We start from the raw sequence: 18,688 nt of genomic DNA, 5'->3' as shown, positions 1-18,688 counted from the left end.
CTTTTTGACTCTTATAAATTAATAATTGCTGTGCCCCAAGTGAGGCCACCACCAAATCCTGTCAAGACGACTTTTGTTTGACCGTCCAAACTAAATATACCATTTTTTACGGATTCTGACAACAATATAGGGATACTTGCTGCCGATGTATTGCCATATTCTTGCATATTTTGGAGGAACTTATTCCTTGTCACGCCTAACTTTTTAGCCATTTTATCAAGAATTCTTGAATTTGCTTGATGAAGGAGATAATAATCTATTTCTTCAGCAGCAAGGTCAGATTTTTCTAATGTTGCTTGAATGTTCTTTGGAACATCGCGTACAGCAAAATCAAAAATTGCTCGCCCTTCCATACTCAAGTTTGAACCCTCGTATGAAACAGAGGCAAAAGGCGTTTGAATATCAGCGTAGCTAGAAAGTAAACTTCCACCTCGCTTGCCATCTGTCTGCATTTTTTCAGCAATAATAAGAGGTTGACTTCCACTATTGTCCAAGAGTACACCAGCAGCACCATCTCCAAAAAGAACGGCTGTTGACCGGTCTGACCAGTCAATTACTTTTGAGAATACTTCTGCCCCAATGACAATCCCACGTTGATAAGCACCTGAGGAAATTAATTTTTCTGCGGTTGATAGTGCAAAAACAAATCCTGAGCATGCCGCGGTCAAGTCGTAAGCAAATGCATTAGTTGCACCTACTTGCGCTTGAACGCGTGCGGCTGTTGAGGGCATCATTGAATCAGGGGTCACAGTAGCAACAATAATAAAATCTATCAATTCTGGGTCTACCCCAGAATTTTCAATCAACTGTTTAACAACTTTTGTTGCTAAATCTGAAGTATTTTCCCCAGTTGAAATATGACGATTTTTAATTCCTGTTCGACTGTAAATCCATTCATTATTAGTATCCATAATTTTTGATAAGTCATCATTAGATACTACGTTTTCTGGCACATAATGTGCCGCTTGCGTGATTTTCGCAAAATTCATTATTTCATATTCTCCAAAGAATTATGCAGAGCTGCAAGTTCACCAGCTAGCTTGTTTTCAGTTGTTCCATAAACACTATCAAATAGATTGTCAGTAATCATATGGAAAAACTCACGATGAGTGGCGCAAAGCTCGTCACCTTTTGATGTCAGTATAATATGAGTCACTCGTCGGTCCGCTGTTGAACGTTTACGTTCAATGTAACCTTTATCTTCTAAACGATTGAGGGTAATTGTGATAGTTGATAAGGCCAATTTTTGATTTTTGGCAATATCTGTTGCTCAACAAGTCCCCAACGTATGGACGAGTGTCAAAATTTGTAATTCTTTTACTGTTACATCTGAATAAGCTGAATCTTTTAAGAATTGCTCCTCTAATATCATAAAATCATGAAAGAGTTGAATCAGCCATTCATTTACCTTATCAAAATCTGTTTTCATCTGTCATCCTCTTCATTTTTTAGATGTGAGTCCGACTTTAGACATTAGTAAAAATAGGAAACCGAAATAAATAAAAGTCCCTATGGGCTTTTATTATTACATTTAGACAGGGGATAAACTGATAGCAAAATATCATCAATTTATCCCCTGATTAATAATCTATTTTATCTTTCGCGCAAGATGAACTCAATTTGTTTTTATATTGCAAATGATTTTCTGTATCAAATTATATTATTTTTTAGAATGATTTGCAAGTAATAATTTTTAGAAAACGTCAACATTTTTAAATTTTTTTAAAAATCCACAGTTTTTATCTGTAAAAATGCTATTTTTACTGACAGAAATTTTGTCAAAAAAAAATTACTGACAGAATTTTTTTGAACTTTCGTCAGTAATTTTTCATTTGATTAGGCTGGATTGCTGGCAATAATTTCTAATTGACCAGATAAAGTCCAGTTTTCAACATTGCTTGGTAAGATAAAATGAGCACCTTTTTTCAAGGGATATTCATTTCCATCAACAGTCAGTTTCCCTTCGCCATCAAGGACAGAAACCAAAGTGTAATCAGCAACTTTGGCAAATTCATGGTCACCATGAATTTGCCATTTATAAACATCAAAGAAGTCTGATTTCACAAGAGTTTTAATTTCTGCATCAGCAAATTTTTCAGTTTTAACTTGATTTTCAGGAACTTTGTCGCCCGGAATATTCAAGACATCAATCGATTGTTGAATATGTAATTCACGAAGATTTCCTTGGTCATCTTTACGGTCGAAATCATAAACACGGTAAGTCGTATCAGAAGATTGTTGTGTTTCAAGAATGACAATTCCAGCACCAATTGCGTGCATTGTTCCTGATGGAACATGGAAGAAATCACCCGTTTTCACTTTCACTTTACGCAACAAATGATCCCAATCACCAGATTTAATCATTTCAGCGAGCTCTTCACGTGATTTGGCATTATGACCATAGATAATTTCAGCTCCTGGTTCAGCTGAAATTATGTACCAACATTCAGTTTTTCCCAGTTCACCCTCATGTTTTTGTCCATATTCATCATCTGGATGAACTTGTACAGAAAGCCAATCATTGGCATCTAAAATTTTAGTTAATAAAGGAAAGATTTCCTTTTTACTGTCACCAAACAATTCGCGGTGACTTGCGTATAATTGGTCAAGCTTTTGACCTTTAAATTCGCCATTAGCAATTGTTGACAGGCCATGTGGATGAGCAGAAATGGCCCAATATTCGCCAACTTTATCGGATGGCAAATCATAGCCAAATTCTTTCAAATGGTCGCCGCCCCAGATTTTTTCTTGCAAAACTGAGTTCAAAAACAATGGTTCTTTCATATTTTCCTCCAAATGAGCAGATTTTATTCGCTTTCATTTCACAATGTCTATTATATCACAAAATTTATCTAGAACAATTTGTCAGTAATTTTAAGACAAAAAATTACTGACAAAAGGTGCAGAATCTATCTCTATAGAGAATAGATTCAACTTTTTCTGTCAGTAACTTTTTAATTAATATTCTGATTTATCGTTAAGCCCACGTAAGAGCTCGTCAATTTTTGAACCATATTCAACAGATTCATCTTTTGAAAAAGTTAAATCTGGAATTTTAAAAATAGTCATTCGTTTTGCCAATTCACTTTTGAAAAGTCCAGTTGCTTTTTTCAAAGCAGTGGCAGCTTTTTCATTGTCAGAAGCTAAGTTTGACAAGAGACTATAATAAACAGTCGCTTGACTCAAATCGCCTGTCAATTGAACATCAGTAATATTAACATCTTGTACACGTGGATCGCGAACTTTATTGCGCAAAATATCATTGATTTCGCGTTGAATCTCTACTGCGACACGGTCGCTACGAAAAGAATTTCCCATTTTTTTCCTCCTAATTTATTTCAAAATGTAAGAAATAAGTATGAAACTATTTTTACATTTTTTTAAGTGAGTCAATAGTCCTAGAAATCATTGAAAATAGGTGAAATACAGAACCACAACTTGTGTGAATCCTAAATTTTCCTATCTCCGCACTTTTGCTACTGCGTTGTCCATTCTCGCTATACGACTATAGTCGCAAGTCGAATGGCATTTCTCTTAACTTCTAAGCGAATCTTCCTCACATCTTATTTTTTACGTTCGATTTCAACCATTTTGTAAACTTCAAATGTATCATCAATTTCAACATCATTGAAGTCTTCAACCATCAAACCACCTTCTTGAGCATTTCCGACTTCTTTAACATCATCTTTAAAATGTTTAAGGCTGGCAATGGCACCATCATGAATCACGACACCTTCACGGATAACACGAACTGAAGCATCACGAGTCACTTTACCACGAATAACCATGAATCCGGCAATTGTACCCACTTTAGAAACGTTGAATGTTTCGCGAACAATTGCTTCACCGATGATTTCTTCTTTGAATTCTGGGTCAAGCATTCCACGCATCGCAGTTTCAACTTCTTCAATTACTTTATAAATGATACTGTGCAAGCGGATGTCAACTTCTTCTTGCGCTGCTTGTTCACGAGCAAGACCAGTTGGACGAACATTGAAACCAATGATAATCGCATTTGATGCTGCAGCAAGAGAAATATCAGATTCTGAAATTGCTCCAACAGCTGAATGGACGATATCAACTTTTACACCTTCAACTTCAATTTTTTGAAGTGAAGCGGCAAGTGCTTCTGCTGAACCTTGTACATCCGCTTTGATGATAATGTTAACAGATTTAGTTTGACCTTCTTTAAGTGTGTCAAAGAGATTATCCAAGTTAACACGACGTGTATTTTGACGTTTAATTAATTGAGCGCGTTTAGCACGTTCTTCACCAGCAGCGCGGGCTGCTTTTTCATCTTCAAATACCGCAAAGTGGTCACCCGCTTGAGGAACATCTGAAAGACCTGTTAACTCAATTGGTGTTGATGGACCAGCTTCTTTAATTCGGCGTCCAAGGTCGTTTGTCATTGTACGTACACGACCGTAAGTATTTCCGACAACGATTGGGTCTTGGATATGAAGTGTCCCTTGTTGAACCAAGAGAGTTGCAATCGCCCCTTTACCTTGGTCAAGACGTGCTTCAACAACAGTACCAATTGCTCGAACAGATGGGTCAGCTTTGAGCTCTTGCACTTCTGCCACAAGAAGAACTGTATCTAACAATTCCTCAAGATTCTGGTTGAATTTAGCTGAAATTTCAACAAATTCTGAACCATTTTCTGGATCCCAAGCAACTGGGAAAACACCATGTTCAGTCAATTCTTGTGTCACACGTTGTGGATTAGCCCCTGGTTTATCAATCTTGTTAATGGCTACAATAATTGGCACGCCAGCAGCTTTAGAGTGATTAATTGCTTCAATTGTTTGAGGCATTACACCGTCATCAGCAGCAACAACGAGGATTGTAATATCAGTGACTGAAGCACCACGAGCACGCATAGAAGTGAAGGCTTCGTGACCTGGTGTGTCAAGGAAAGTAATTTTCTTGCCATTGGTTTTAATTTGGTAAGCCCCAATATGTTGAGTGATACCACCAGCTTCGCCTTCAGTTACGCGAGATTCACGGAAACGGTCAAGCAAAGTCGTTTTACCATGGTCAACGTGTCCCATAATTGTTACAACTGCTGGACGTTCAACCATTTTATCTTCATTAAGATAACCATCTTCAACAAACAAACGTTCAATATCTGATTTATCTTCTTCAACCTTTTTAAGTGGTGTCACACCATAATCCATAAGGATTAATTCGATTGTATCTTCATCAAGCGATTGGTTTTGATTGACCATTGTTCCCATCATGAAGAGTTTTTTGATAATTTCAGCCGGTTCACGTTTGATTGATTTAGCAATATCTTGAACGTTCATTCCTACTTCATATTCAAGACTTTCTGGCAATTCATGGAATTTACGTTGAGTTGCTGGAACATTTGAAGATTGGTTATTTTGGTAACGACCACGACCACCTTTTTGATTCCAATTTGAGTTACGAGCATTACGGACTTGATTACGATTATCGTTTACGCGAAGTGGTCCACCTTTGCGGTTACCATCTTTTGTATTATCGCGGTTGCTATCCGTTTTTTTGCGGTCACGATCACGACGATTATTTTTCCCTGAAGCAGCTGGAGTAAAGGTATCACTTGTAGAGCTGCTACCTGATGAAGCAAATTTATCACGTTTTTGCCCTTGATTTTGTCCTTGACCAGCTGGACGGTTTTTATCATAATGATTTCCACCTTGTGAATGGCCTTGACCATTTCCATTTTGGTTTGGACGGCGGTTATCATTACGGTTGTTTCTATCGTTGCGATTTTTGTCGAATTTTTTCTTTTCAGGACGAGCAGCAGCTTGTTCTTTTTTGATATCTTCGGCACGTTTGATAACTTTAATTTGAATTCTTGGTTTTTGAGTCAATGATTTTTTCTTCTCTTCAGTAACAACTGGTTCTTTTTTGTCAGCAACATTTTCTGTTTTTACTTCAGCTTTTGGAGTTACTGTTTTGGCTTTGGCTTCTACTTTTTCAACCTTTGTTTCTTCAGCTTTTGCTGCGGCTTTAGGTTCAGATTTTTTAACTGGCTCAGCCACTTTTGGTTTTTCCGTAGTAATAACCTCTTCAATCGGTTCGGCTTCTGTTTTAGCAGCCTTTTTAGCTTCTTCTTTTTCTTTGATTCTTGCTAAAATAGCTGGATCTTCAACGACTGCTTTCCCAGCAAAAGTACGTGGGTGGTCCTCTTGTTTACTTTTTGCTGTTTCTGGAACAGTCTTAGTTTTAGCTTTAACAGTTTTTTCAGCAGGTTTAACAATAGTATCAGTGCCTGTTTTTACACCTTGAATGATTTTTTCCGCTTGTTCTGCTGTTACAGAGCTTGAATGTGATTTCACTTCAAAACCGAGTGATTGTGCAGTTGCGACAAGCTCAGTATTTGATAATCCAGTTTCTTTAGCAATTTGGTTAATACGTTTTTTATCAGACAATCTTTGTCCTCCTTATATGATCAATTGTTCATGAGGCTCTCCATTTTCTTTGCAAATCCATCGTCCACAAGCGCAATAACCTTACGATTTTGGCCTATAGCGTGCGATAATTCTATTTCTGTAAAGAGTGTTGAGACAGGAATCTCATAATAATTTGATTTATCAGTAATTCTTTTACTCAAATTTGCTGCGGCATCATTAGCAAGAAGAATAAGTCTTGCCTTATTCGATTGAATTGACTTAATCACCAATTCTTCTCCACTAATAATTTTACCCGCACGTTTTGCAATACCTAGCAAATTTGAAATCTGTTGTTTTTTATCCATCTTTAGTCATAATCCGGCGCTAAATCAGCAGAATAAGTTGTCGATTCAAGTTCACGTCGAGCAACAAGGTGTTCAACATAAGTGATTAATTCATCATAAAACTCATCAGCGATTTTAGTTTGAAAAGCTCGGTCAAATACGCGTTTTTTCTTAGCTTCTTTTGCTTCTTTATTAAGAATTGCAATATAAGCTCCGCGCCCATGTGCCTTGCCAGAAGGGTCAATTAAAATTTCTCCCTCTTTGTTGTAGGCAATGCGCAATAAATCCCGTTTGGGAAATTGCTCATTTGAAACTAAAGATTTTCTCATTGGAATTTTTTTCTGCTTCATCGAAAATCCTCAAAATTTCTGTTGAAAAAGTGACTGACAGCCATTTTTTGATTCCTAAACTCTCAGTCATTTTACTGACAGACTTATTAAAAAGAAATTCCTAGAACCTTTATGCTTCTACTAATCTTTTACGTTCTGTCAGTAAATTTTTCAACTTTTAAAATTTATTCTTCACTTTCGCTAACTACTGGTTCTTCAACAACTTCATCAACTGAGATTGTTTCCTCAACTTCAAGAGTTGGAGTTTCTTCGTCAGCTTCACCAACAAATTCATAATCGTCCATGTTAAACTCGTCAGCAGCTTTAATATCAATCTTGCTATTTGTGACGTGAGCAGCAAGACGAACATTTTGTCCGCGTTTACCAATGGCAAGTGACAATTGGTCACGAGCAACAACAGCCAGACTTGAACCATCAGCAGTAATCAAAACTTGTTCAATACGAGCAGGTTTCAAAGCATTAGCTACAAGAGTTGCTTTGTCTTCTGACCATTCAATGATATCCATTTTTTCGCCAGCAAGTTCGCGAATAATTCCTTGAATACGTGAACCTTTAGCCCCAACCATTGTACCAATCGCATCAACATTTTCATCATGACTTTGAACGATGACCTTCGCACGGTCACCAGCATCACGAGCAATAGATTTGATTTCAACAGTTCCATCAAAAACTTCAGGAATTTCTTTTTCAAACATGCGTTTGAGCATATCAGGCGCAGTACGAGAAATAAAGACACGAGTTCCTTTTGGAGTCAAGACAACATCAGTCACATAAACCTTCACACGGTCACCCACATGGAAGTTTTCTTGTGGAATTTGGTCTTTCTTAGTCAAAAGTGCATCAACACGTCCAAGATTTACATAAACGGCACGTGCATCAACTTTTTCAACAGTCCCTTGGATAATTTCGTCCTTGTAACGGCTATATTCGTTGTAAATGATTGTGCGTTCTTCTTCACGCATTTTTTGCATGATGACTTGTTTAGCAGCCCCTGCAGCAGTACGAGCAAAATCTTTTGGTTTTTCTTCAAACATGATTTTGTCCCCAATTTCATAATGAGGATTTAATTCATGAGCATCTTCAAGAGAAATTTCGAGACGACTATCAAAAACTTCATCTACTACTTCACGAGTAGAATAAACATTAAAGTTTCCTTTCTTTTCATCAAAGATAACTTTAACATTTTGTGCTTGACCATATTGACGCTTGTAAGCTGCTGTGATAGCTTGCTCAATCGCTTCAATAGCAATCTCAGATTTAATTCCTTTTTGCTCTTCTAACATTGCAAAGGCGTTCAGCATTTCTTTGCTCATTTTTTTCTCTCTTTCTTTTATAAGAAAATTTCATTTTTAATATCTGCTAAGTTCGACTACCTTGAATCAAGGAAATTTTTCCGATTTCACCTAACTCAAGGAAATCGAACTCAGCTAAGGAAAATTAATTTCCCAGTAGAAAATTAATTAAATCCATTCAGAATTCTTTAAAATTTCACCATCGTTTGTGCTTTTGCAACAGCAGATAAAGGAATTTCAATATTTTTATGACGCGTCTTATCTAAAACATCTACTACTAAATTTTCCCCGTCAAAACTAACCAAATCACCAGTAAATTCTTTTTCATTATTGATTTTTTGATAAAGTTTAACAAAGATATACTCACCAACTGCACCAGCAAAATGTTCAGCCTTACGCAACGGACGTTCAGCTCCCGGACTTGCAACTTCTAATAGATAACCTTCTGTTGGAAATGGATCTGGGCTGATGGTATCAAGCAAAGGTGAAATAAGTTCACTTAGTTCTGCTGTTTCATCAATTTCGATTCCGCCTTCTTTATCCACCAGAATTGAAAGCATCATATCTCCGCCAAATTTTTCCCATTCAACAGCAAAGAGTTCAAAGGGTTTTGGAATATGAGGTTTAATGAAATCTTCTACAATTTTTACAACATCATTCATAGGCAATTCTCCTTTCATAAAATCCAAAGTTGAAATCAACTTCAATTTTAAAACACAAGAGAAGGAGCGCCCTTGCGAACGCTCCTTTCTAATAGTTTATTTATTTTAATTATAACATGTTTTAAGCAAATGTCAAGTGGACTTTATAAAAAAATTTTTCAAGATTATTTTCATAAAAGCAATACCAGCTTATCCTTGAAAAACCCTATTTCAAAGAGTACAATAAAAATTGTTGTAAAAATTATCCGTAATTAACTTAGGGAGTTAACAAATATGAAAATTTACCTGCAATTATTAATCATTTTTGGCTTTTCTTTTATTGGAAATGTCATCTCAAACATTTTTCGTTTACCGGTTCCTGGCTCTATTTTAGGAATGATACTACTTTTTCTCGCCCTGCAATTTAAACTTTTAGAATTTCGTCATGTTGATGAAGCAGGAAGTTTTCTTATTAATAATATGACCATTTTATTTTTACCCGCTGGTGTCGGAATCATGGCCAAGTGGAATTTAATCAGTCATTTTTGGGCACAAATTCTCTTGATTGTTGTTGGAGCACTTGTTATCAATATGCTTATCTTAGGAAAATTAGTCGAGTGGATTAAAGTGAAATTTGAAGGCGACTATGTCGCTTTAAAACCAGATACTAACGTCACATCGTCTACTGAAGACCAATAATTTGGAGTATTTAAAATCATGAACATTATCACTACTGACCCACTCTTTGGCTTTGTCCTTACCGTTCTTGTCTTTATGATTGGTGTACGAATTAATGAAAACTTTCGTAAGCCTTGGACAAATCCTCTCCTCTTTGCTACTGTCGTCATTATTCTCATTCTCTCACTAGCTCATATTCCTTATAAAAATTATTATATTGGGGGTTCAATCATCAATGACCTCATCGGTCCTAGTACCGTTGCTCTTGGAATTCCTCTTTATAAAACTTTCCATTTAATGAAACACCACGCGCGTTCAATCGTTAGCTCAATTGCTATTGCGGCATTAGTCAATTGTGTCTTTACTGCTCTCTGTGCTAAATTTTTCAGCCTCAGTAAACTCGCCTCTCTTTCAATCTTCCCAAAATCAGTAACTACTGCAATGGCTATGGGAATTTCTGATAAAATGCATGGCGTGGAACAAATTACCGTTGTTGTCGTGGTTGCTACAGGAATTCTCACCAGTGTGCTTGGCGGTCCATTATTAAAACTCTTTAGAATTACAGACCCTGTTGCTCAAGGAATTGCCCTTGGAGGAACTGGACATGCTGTCGGAACTGGAACAGCGATCGAACTTGGTAAAACGCAAGGAGCAATGGCAGCACTCAGTATTGGTGTCACTGGTATCATGTATGTTATCTTCGCACCAATCATCGCTAAAATTATTCTCGGTTATTAACTATCTATTTTAAAAAAAAAAACGTTGAACTTTACTTGTCCAGCGTTTTTTTATCTGCCTAGGAGTTATTATTTCACTTAACTTCTTCTTCGTTTTTGATGTGCTTTTTTAAAAGAATGATAATCAAGAATAAAGCAAAGCCATAAGAAGTCAATAGTAAGGAGCTCACTACGCCCGTTTTTGGTAATAATCCAAATACTTTCTTAGAAGAATCATCAACCTTTTTAGGTGCATTAGGAACTTCAATCGGCTTAGGCTTAGGTTGAGGCTTTGCTTGTGGAGGACTAATTGTTTCTTCTTTATCTACACTAGACTTAGGATAAATATAAACATTATTCAATCCAGTCACTGGCAGCTTTACAACTAAAGGTAGAGCAGGCTTTAGCAGACCCTTTTGTGGGTTACTTTACTCTTCAATCAGATAATAACCATCGCTCACAGAAAGACTGGTCACACCATTTGAATCAGTCACTAAGTCAGCAATTTCTTTCGAAATTCTATAACTTGATTGTGGAGGATTTGTTGCCGTAAGCTCTGAACCATCCCCAATAGGTGAGATTTCATAGACTAAATAATGAATTCCAGACACTACCGAAAGCTCATTGCCCAAATTATCCAAGGGGAGGTTGTTAATTTTTAGTCCATCATTTGTCGTCTGATTCTCGCTAAAACCAGATGCCCCTGGGATTAATCCATATTTTACAATTGTTAAACGGCTATCAGCAAAAGCGTTTTGACTGACAAATCCAAAAATCAAAACCAAAGCAAACGCTAAAATGCTCATTAATTTGATCCTTTTAGTCAATTCTTCCTCCCCCTTTCTTTGATTTATTTTTATTCAAGCATTTAATATACTTTAGATGCTCAAATGCTTCTTCTGTTTTCAAAGCATATTTCATGACTTTCTTATCACTGGTAAATACAGGACCCACAACAAGCGCATGTTTCTCATCCCCATATCCTTGTTTTTAAAGGATATAATGTTGCCAGTTTTCTGTCTTATCTTTAAATATCCAACGAGATAAATTTTTTATTTTTTTCAGGCGATAAACATTTATAAGGAGTTCATCAGGATTTTGATTTTTTTTATGAGCTTGTTCATCTAACCATTGATTAGCTAGTTTCTTGGAGTCAGTCAAATAAAACCCTTCTCCAAACTCTCCCCTTAACTGTCCATCTGAAAGCTTTGGTTCTTCTATTTTTCTGTCAGCAACATGATACAGCTTATGTCTCGAGCCTAAGAGTAACCATAAAAGATAGAGAAGCCCCAAAAGCAGTAACAGACCCGAACCAAGCATCACCCAAAAATTATAACCAAACTGATTTCGTTGGACTTTTTCTTGGGGTAATACCTTAGATATAGGAACACGCTCGCCAGTGACCAATAACCTTTTATTATTAATCCCTGTCGGATAACAAGTAACTAAAGTTACTAAATCTCGACCTTTTTCGATGCTCAATGACGAAACTTGATTTGGGGCAACAATCCGAATATCATCAATCTTATATTTTAGAGTTAAATCTAAGACGTGTAAATAAAAGACGTACCCATTCTTAAGTTTGTCCAGATTAGTAAATAAAGTATCATTCACTCGACCAGAATGTGCAGGCAAAACGGTGTGAGTATTGTTTCCTCCGATTGGTAAAGAAGATTGGGGCACATGACCAACACCAAGCCCTAAAATCGTTTCAGAATCTCCATGATAGATTGGAATATCATTGACCTTAATCTGTGGAATCGTGATAAAGCCCATCATTCCTGTAGAATCAACTTTTAAAACATTGTTATAGTTGGGAATAGGTTTATTCCATGCAATATGCTGACTTGCATCATAGATGTATTCGTTGTAAAGCTGTGCATTGTATAATTGAGACTGAGCAAGTAGTTACTTAACTTTCGAGTTTCCAATTGTGGACAGTTGATTATCATATTTTTGGACTGATTTGACGTTTTGTTGTCCTGCTAGGTAATTAACCACAATCGGATAAAAAAGTAATCCGATTGCGATAATTGCCAAAATCACACTTAGTATATTTCGTAAACTAAAGCCCTTTTTACGGGAGGTTTTTGGTTTTTTTCTTGCCATTATTCCCCTCCTTACTAATTAGATTTTCATTTTATCAAAGGTAATCTAGCTTATTTTACGACTTCTTCTTCATTATCTTTACGACGTTTGATGGCAAAGGCTACAACTCCTGAGACTGTGGCAATAGCGATAATCCCTGCCAATCCTTGTCCACCAGTAAATGGCAAAGCAAATGGTTTGATATTAGTAATGGTTGTGTCAGTCGCAGTAGGTGCGGTACTAGCTGTCACAGCGCCTGTCAAGTTTGCTGCTGTATTTGGTGCTGGAAGTTGATAACCTTTTGGTGCGGCAACTTCGACAAGGTAGTAGTTGCTTGTATTAGTAGTATCTGTATTGTCATCTACCAAGTTCAAACCGCTAAATGTTGCAATACCATCTTCTCCAGTCGTGAACGTCACTGGTGTGGTTGCTGTCGTACTTGCGTTACCATTGGAATCCCCTGTGACAAAGGCTGCCTTAGCCAAAGTTGGATTTGCCACTGAACCGCCAGCTGCCGAGTTATTAAAGTAGGCTGCATTGGCAATGACAAAAGCTTGGGCATCAGCTTTATTGTCCGCACGGACTACCGTAAATGTTGCACCTTTCAAGGCATCGCTCGTTGAGGCGTCTGTCTTCGTCATGTCAACTCCACCAACATTCAATGTAGACTGAACAGCGGCAGTCATTGAAAGGTCAGCCCCATAAGCATTCGTGATGGCTGTTGTTGCCGAGTCTTTTGCTGAGTCAACAACAGCCGTCTTAACCGTAGAAGGAATGATGATATTCAATGCACCATCGGCATTTCCAAGCAAGCTCGCCGCATGTTGTTGACCTACAGGAGTCAAAGTTACAATGATTTTACCGTTACCGTCATTTGTGACTGTATAGTCTGTTGTAGCTGTCAATGTCCCGACTTTCGCTCCGCTACCGTCTGTGACATTCACGATAACAGTACCATCTGCAGCTGTTGAGCTATCCACAAGGTTATTTGGTAATTGGTCGGTCACAACATAAGTTCCTGTTACACCAGTTGTACCATTTCCATTATTTGTTTGTGAAGAGTCAAAGACTGTGTTCACATTCCAGCTCACTGTATTTCCGGCTGCTGCAGTCGTTGTATTTTGGTTATCACCATTGTTTACCCATGTTCCATTAGCAAGATTTTCATTACCAGCATTATTATCTGAGTTTGTAAGTGTTTGGTCAGAATCGCCTGTTGCATTTGGATTAGCAATTTGGTTTGGTGTTGAACCATTAAAGTTATCATCGGCGTTTGTTGTGGCACTTGTCCCTAAACCTGCCGAACTTGACATATCTAATTTTGGATAGACGTTGACGATGCCGGCTTGACTATCATTATGATTGACTTGGACGATAAAGTCGCCAACTGTTGTAATCCCGTTGACTGTTGTTACTTGATGGAAAAGGTAATAACCATCTGCCAAGCCAGTAAAATCAGCAAGTCCTGAAGGAGCTGAAGTCGCTGTGACTTTTGCACCATTGAATGCCGAATCGGCAACACCCGTAGGAACGCCTGTTCCTGTGTATTTGGTAGCTGAGAATGTCACATTAGCCATTACACTCGGAGTTGAACCTTCAAGGCTTGATTGTTGGCTCCCGTCATTTTTAGTTGTACCAGTATTTCCTGCTTGTCCACCTGTTTGGTTGTTGGCAACACCTGTATCAGGGTTTGTACCATCGTTGTTGGTCGTTGCGACTGCATTACCTGCTGCTGATTGGGCATAGATAGCAACTTCACCATTTGAGACTTGGTCAGTTACAACCGTAGTTTTAGCATTAACATTTACTAGCCCACCAAATCCTGCTAATGTGCTAATTGTCAGAAGACTAACGCTAGCAAGGGCAAATTTTTTGTTAAGTGAATTGAGTTTCATGTTTTTTCTCCTATTTTTGTTTGATTGAGTCTGAGGCTGTGCGCTCATCTCTGCTTATCGCACTTTTGTAGCTAAATGAAGTTCTAAGGTTAAGTAGAGTTTCCTCTTATTTTCTTAATCATTTTTCCCCTCCTTTCGCTGCGTTTGCGCCAGATGGATACGGTTTTTGCTATGGAAGACCTTACGATAGGGTCTGGTTTTTCTTAGTGTTTGGAAAAACCTTGCCTTGTTGCCCTTAGTATTTGTTGAAGCTCCATAACCCGCTTGCTCAGGGACGAACTCTAATTCTTCTTCTTTACGTCGCTTACTAAAGTAGAGTCCGAGCGCTCCGATTGCAGCTAGACTTATCATTAGATAGAGAAATTGATTTCCACTCCCACCTGCAAAGGGTAAGATAAAGTTTGTAACCGTGAGTTGCGTCGTGGCTGTCACATAATCACCACTTGTTGTTTGACCAGAGTTGATAAAGTCGCCCACTGTGTTAGCACTTGGACTTGCTGTTGCTTTCCAAGTCGTATAGTCCGCAGCTCCTTTAGCAGTTAAAGCATAATACTTTTCACTATAAGTCCCCACGACCAATTTGTTTTTGGGTAAGTTAACGGTCATGTTGTTGACCCAAACATTATTACCTGCTCTGTCTGTGATAATCACCCCGACCGGAACATTATTGACAGATGCAAAAGCATTAGTGCCATCAGCATTTGTCGCGCTAAGAATATCCGAGCTTGGGTTGTAAGAGCCGGCTTTAGGAATGATATGCTGATTATTTGCCGAGATAGTCGTTGCGTCAGCGACGGTTAGTGTGGTTGTTGAACTTACCGTATATTTTGCCAGATTGGCACTAGACAAACTTTGAAGAAAACTAGCGACTGTCGTATATGTTGACTGTGCTTGGTAAGCCTGAAGTCTCAAGTAATTAAGCGCATAGTAAGTTTCTGTGTATGAGCCAATCGGAAGTTTCAGAGAGTTTGTCGCATCTCCCCAGTAGTTAGTCGTGCCGCCTACGATATTGGTCACGGCATTATAGCCATTGATGGCATAAGGTAGACCGTCATCATCTACACCATCAATATCTGTACTTGCCGTGATATCGTTGATAGGCATATAGTTCGTTGCTGGGGTTAACGGTGTTGTGCTACTTGTCGAATTAGATGTGATGCTCGTCTGGTCAGAAATCATGTTGACAGTGACAAATTGTAGGGGTTGATTATAAAGCCCAGCAGGAATGTATGGGTTTGCGGCAAGAAGAGCCTCAAATGTCGAATAAGTCGTTCCAGTCCCACCAGCAGTCGTCGCATAGGTATAACTTGTGATGATATAGCGAATTCCTGCAGGATCAGTATAGACGATATTATCTGTCGTCGTCATAGATATACCGCTATTAGTAGCAATATAACTAAACAGATTGTCTTGATTATTGGGAGTTGCTTGACCTACCACAACACCATTAGGCTGATTTCCAAGCCCATCAAGGTAATCAGGGTCCGTCCCTAATACAGAAACTTTCCAAGAAGTTCTGACTGAATATGGCGAGAGTTGAACATAGTATTGATTGCCCGTTGCCCCGTAGGTCTGACCTGTTGCAGGAAAATTAGCCCATGCACCAGACGTTGTTTGTGGTCCCATTCCCGTCCCTGTGGCTATCGGTGTTCCTGTTGCAGAGTTTCCTGCATAGATGGCAGAGATATAATATCCATAAGGGATTTTATTCGCCGCTATCGCTGTATTGGAAGGCGTGTTCCAGCCAGTTGGTAGTGATTGTGCGACATTCGCTCCTGTCGTCCCTCCTGTCGTTGTCATACTGCTGGGTACAGCCGGCGTGTGCTGTGCCGTGTTGATATAGCCATAGTTGAAGGTTGCCGTTTGTGCTGCAGCTGTGAGCGTGACCGTATAGTTATTGCTTGCTTGAGTCGCACTGACTGTCGGGTTGTTGGCTGCTTGCGAAAGCTGCCAGTGTTGCTGCAGTTGTCGCACCTGTATAGCTCGTCGTGCCATTCGTGATATCCGTAATGTTGTAGCCTGCAGGGACAGCTGAGGTCAAGTCACTGGCATAGTTTTTAAGGAGGGTCGTAGAGGCGAAAGGATTGTCAGTTACGACCGAGCTATCGGTCGTAACTCCAGTTCCTGCTGCGCCGTAGCTTTTAGATGCAGGAAGTGTTGCAAGAGTGCTGCCAGAGGCCAGTGCCCAATTGAAAGCAACGGTCTGTTGGCTCGGCGTATAAGTCACGTTCACTACATTAGGATTTGTTGCACCTTGAGCGACAGCTTGAACCTTTGTTGCAGCGGTATTGGTTGAACTTGCAGGATTCGTTGCAGAAATTACCGTATTCGTAGAAGAATTGGCATTATAGCCTGCCGGCGCTGCTGGTGCTAGAAAAGTATAACTATTGCTATCGGGACTACTTGTCGTCGGAGCAACAAGCGATAGTCCAACGGTATCCCCGACATTCGCCGTGATTGTGCTCGGACCCATACTAGGAATCGCTTGACCTGTCACTTTGTTCAAATAATTGACAGGAACCGGAGCTGTGACTCGGCTTGCAGTGAGCGTGGTGTTCGTATAAGGTCATCGTAGATGTCCAACCACCTGCCGAAGCGGCAAGTCCTACCTGCATTGAAGCGGGCAAGGTAAGATTTGGCCAAGTGACAATATAGGTGCTACCGCCTGTTGTCAGTGCATAACTTAGCGAACCTGTAGTAGTCCCAGTAGTTGGCGTCCATGTCAAGACATAGCTTTCACCAGATGTACCGTTATAGGTGCCTGTCCCAACAACTGGATTGGCTGTGTTATTTGTAGAAGCAGACGCTTGTTTAAGACCATTCGCCCCTGTCTGAGAAATACGAATCTGATAGTAAGAACCTCCTGTCCAGTCATTATTGGCGACACTTTGTCCATTAATTGACGTCGAACCAGAGTTTAGAGGAAAAATATCTCGCCCAGCAAAGATAGCATTAGGCGTTCCTTCTGTCGGAAGGATACCTGTTCCCGTTCCCCCTACATTGAGACTAAGGGAGGTCCCTGTTGGTAAGAGCATTACCCCAAGTGCTGAGGCAACAGAACTATTAGTACTTGTCGTTATCTTGCCTGACAGTGTTAGGCTTTGAGTCATATCAAGCGGTTGATTAAAAAGACTGACCGCATTGGTTTGTGTTGTGCCTGCAATCGCAGTCCAAGTCCCACCTGACCATCCGCCACCTGCGGTGGATGTCCCCGAACCATAGCCCGCTCCTGTTAGCTTTGAGGTCGTCCAGTTTGTTGCAGTAGATACGTCTCCTGCGAGTACATTATTATTGTTCGTACTAGCCGGACTATTGGGAACTAAAGTTCCTGAGCTGGAAGTCGCCGCATGTACTATTTGTTCTTGTCCATGCTGAAGTAGGGGAATTGAACCAATATCTCCTGCAAGAAGACTAAAGGCCATAAAAGCATAAACCCATTTTTTCCCCGATTTCCAAGTACGGAAGTGAGTCACTTGTACTTTATGACTGGTTTTATAACCTTTTTGGTGCTTAGAATAGTACATGTCCGATACCTCACTTTCTTAAATCTTTATTCCTTAGTCGTCTCAAGTTGTTTAATGATGAAATCCTGAAAATCCCTTCCTGTCTTAAGGTTATTTTATCATTGCAATAATGTTTCGTCAAGTAAAACAGAAGCAAGCATTTTAACAAAACAAAAATCTTTCTAGCTTTGTAATATTATTTTTTTGACTAAAAAATTGATTTATTATTTAATGCTTTGAAAACAAAAGAGCTTTGTATAGCTGTATTACATAGACCTTAAACAAAAAATAAAAACCGTTCATTTTAAAGAACGGTTTTTATATGTCTTTTTCAATTGTAACATCATGTAATAATCACACATGGAATTTTGGACCTTAATCTAAAAATATGAAGTTTTTAGTCCAAGTTTAGTTTTTATTCTGCAGCCCAAAATTTTGACGTGACGACCTTCATCTTTCATTGGGCTTTTCTCTAATTATTCTTTTATCATATTGCATTTTTAGTGTTTTGCGAAAATCTTCGGCTCCTATTTTTTTTAAAAATTTTAATGTGTCTTGAAGTTGCCTCTTACCTTTTTGTTTATCAACATAATAATAAACAAAAAAAGATTCGGCATAATTAATAATGACACGACTCATCACATCACCGGGCATAAAGAACTGTTTGGAAATATCGAGCACTTCCTGAGCTTTTTCTTTCCTTCCAGAATCAATACAGTTAAGGATTACTTTATAGAGGAAGCGATAAATGAGCACTCGATAATATAAATCATTCTCATAATAAGATTTATTATAACCCGAATT

General features: G+C 38.7%; 19 protein-coding genes and 2 pseudogenes. 2 read left to right on the top strand and 19 right to left on the bottom strand.

Annotated features, from left to right (window positions below):
* Positions 1–11: 11 nt before the first annotated feature.
* The 9 genes and pseudogenes from LLA01S_RS03245 to rimP form a co-directional block, all read right to left on the bottom strand.
* Positions 12–989 carry a beta-ketoacyl-ACP synthase III gene (locus LLA01S_RS03245; RefSeq protein ID WP_061777836.1) on the bottom strand — a complete coding sequence of 326 codons (978 nt, stop codon included), beginning with the start codon at positions 987–989 and terminating at the stop codon, positions 12–14.
* Positions 989–1,429 (bottom strand): annotated as a pseudogene (locus LLA01S_RS13515) (MarR family winged helix-turn-helix transcriptional regulator). The gene LLA01S_RS03245 and the pseudogene LLA01S_RS13515 overlap by 1 nt, the downstream one beginning before the upstream one ends.
* A 407-nt stretch (positions 1,430–1,836) precedes the next feature.
* Positions 1,837–2,784, bottom strand: coding sequence for a mannose-6-phosphate isomerase, class I (gene manA / locus LLA01S_RS03235; protein ID WP_061777835.1), 948 nt, complete (start codon positions 2,782–2,784; stop codon positions 1,837–1,839).
* A gap of 174 nt (positions 2,785–2,958) precedes the next feature.
* Positions 2,959–3,318 carry a 30S ribosome-binding factor RbfA gene (gene rbfA, locus LLA01S_RS03230; RefSeq protein WP_061777834.1) on the bottom strand — a complete coding sequence of 120 codons (360 nt, stop codon included), beginning with the start codon at positions 3,316–3,318 and terminating at the stop codon, positions 2,959–2,961.
* A gap of 245 nt (positions 3,319–3,563) precedes the next feature.
* Positions 3,564–6,416, bottom strand: coding sequence for a translation initiation factor IF-2 (infB, locus tag LLA01S_RS03225; RefSeq protein WP_032949772.1), 2,853 nt, complete (start codon positions 6,414–6,416; stop codon positions 3,564–3,566).
* Between the two features lie 20 nt (positions 6,417–6,436).
* Positions 6,437–6,742, bottom strand: coding sequence for a YlxQ-related RNA-binding protein (locus LLA01S_RS03220; protein ID WP_011675736.1), 306 nt, complete (start codon positions 6,740–6,742; stop codon positions 6,437–6,439).
* Positions 6,743–6,744: 2 nt separating this feature from the next.
* A complete protein-coding gene (gene rnpM, locus LLA01S_RS03215) occupies positions 6,745–7,071 on the bottom strand; it encodes an RNase P modulator RnpM (RefSeq protein WP_061777833.1) in 327 nt (108 codons plus the stop codon).
* A gap of 164 nt (positions 7,072–7,235) precedes the next feature.
* Complete coding sequence (gene nusA, locus LLA01S_RS03210; protein WP_015082212.1) at positions 7,236–8,384, bottom strand: transcription termination factor NusA; 1,149 nt, start codon at positions 8,382–8,384, stop codon at positions 7,236–7,238.
* Positions 8,385–8,551: 167 nt separating this feature from the next.
* Positions 8,552–9,025: a ribosome maturation factor RimP gene (rimP, locus tag LLA01S_RS03205; protein ID WP_011675733.1), complete on the bottom strand. Its 474-nt coding sequence runs from the start codon at positions 9,023–9,025 to the stop codon at positions 8,552–8,554.
* 273 nt (positions 9,026–9,298) lie between these two features.
* Here rimP and LLA01S_RS03200 point away from each other — a divergent pair, with 273 nt between their 5' ends.
* Complete coding sequence (locus LLA01S_RS03200) at positions 9,299–9,703, top strand: CidA/LrgA family protein (RefSeq protein ID WP_061777832.1); 405 nt, start codon at positions 9,299–9,301, stop codon at positions 9,701–9,703.
* A gap of 18 nt (positions 9,704–9,721) precedes the next feature.
* Complete coding sequence (locus tag LLA01S_RS03195) at positions 9,722–10,420, top strand: LrgB family protein (RefSeq protein ID WP_011675731.1); 699 nt, start codon at positions 9,722–9,724, stop codon at positions 10,418–10,420.
* 73 nt (positions 10,421–10,493) lie between these two features.
* Here LLA01S_RS03195 and LLA01S_RS12115 read toward each other — a convergent pair whose 3' ends face one another.
* The 10 genes and pseudogenes from LLA01S_RS12115 to LLA01S_RS03165 all read right to left on the bottom strand — a co-directional run.
* Positions 10,494–10,769 carry a hypothetical protein gene (locus LLA01S_RS12115; protein ID WP_021166121.1) on the bottom strand — a complete coding sequence of 92 codons (276 nt, stop codon included), beginning with the start codon at positions 10,767–10,769 and terminating at the stop codon, positions 10,494–10,496.
* Between the two features lie 57 nt (positions 10,770–10,826).
* Complete coding sequence (locus tag LLA01S_RS12110; RefSeq protein WP_021213471.1) at positions 10,827–11,225, bottom strand: hypothetical protein; 399 nt, start codon at positions 11,223–11,225, stop codon at positions 10,827–10,829.
* Positions 11,226–11,388: 163 nt separating this feature from the next.
* Positions 11,389–11,718 (bottom strand): DUF3990 domain-containing protein, encoded by a 330-nt coding sequence (locus LLA01S_RS12910; RefSeq protein ID WP_228764388.1) that lies wholly within the window; start codon positions 11,716–11,718, stop codon positions 11,389–11,391.
* Positions 11,719–11,790: 72 nt separating this feature from the next.
* Positions 11,791–12,285: pseudogene (locus tag LLA01S_RS12905) on the bottom strand (class C sortase); the annotation flags it as partial.
* Positions 12,286–12,306: 21 nt separating this feature from the next.
* Complete coding sequence (locus LLA01S_RS12900) at positions 12,307–12,507, bottom strand: sortase A (protein ID WP_014572923.1); 201 nt, start codon at positions 12,505–12,507, stop codon at positions 12,307–12,309.
* Between the two features lie 50 nt (positions 12,508–12,557).
* Complete coding sequence (locus tag LLA01S_RS03180; protein ID WP_061777831.1) at positions 12,558–14,381, bottom strand: SpaH/EbpB family LPXTG-anchored major pilin; 1,824 nt, start codon at positions 14,379–14,381, stop codon at positions 12,558–12,560.
* Between the two features lie 114 nt (positions 14,382–14,495).
* Positions 14,496–16,376, bottom strand: coding sequence for an LPXTG cell wall anchor domain-containing protein (locus LLA01S_RS12895; protein WP_232035049.1), 1,881 nt, complete (start codon positions 16,374–16,376; stop codon positions 14,496–14,498).
* Positions 16,276–16,854, bottom strand: coding sequence for a hypothetical protein (locus tag LLA01S_RS12890; RefSeq protein WP_251909633.1), 579 nt, complete (start codon positions 16,852–16,854; stop codon positions 16,276–16,278). The genes LLA01S_RS12895 and LLA01S_RS12890 overlap by 101 nt, the downstream gene beginning before the upstream one ends.
* Position 16,855: 1 nt before the next feature.
* Positions 16,856–17,905, bottom strand: coding sequence for a KxYKxGKxW signal peptide domain-containing protein (locus LLA01S_RS12885; RefSeq protein ID WP_232035051.1), 1,050 nt, complete (start codon positions 17,903–17,905; stop codon positions 16,856–16,858).
* 429 nt (positions 17,906–18,334) lie between these two features.
* The coding region (locus LLA01S_RS03165; protein WP_501037290.1) for an Rgg family transcriptional regulator at positions 18,335–18,688 on the bottom strand (354 nt) is incomplete at its 5' end.

This window comes from Lactococcus cremoris subsp. cremoris NBRC 100676, from assembly GCF_001591705.1.
In the GTDB taxonomy this organism is placed as follows: Bacteria; Bacillota; Bacilli; order Lactobacillales; family Streptococcaceae; genus Lactococcus; species Lactococcus cremoris.
This window is presented reverse-complemented; position numbering and strand designations above follow the sequence as displayed.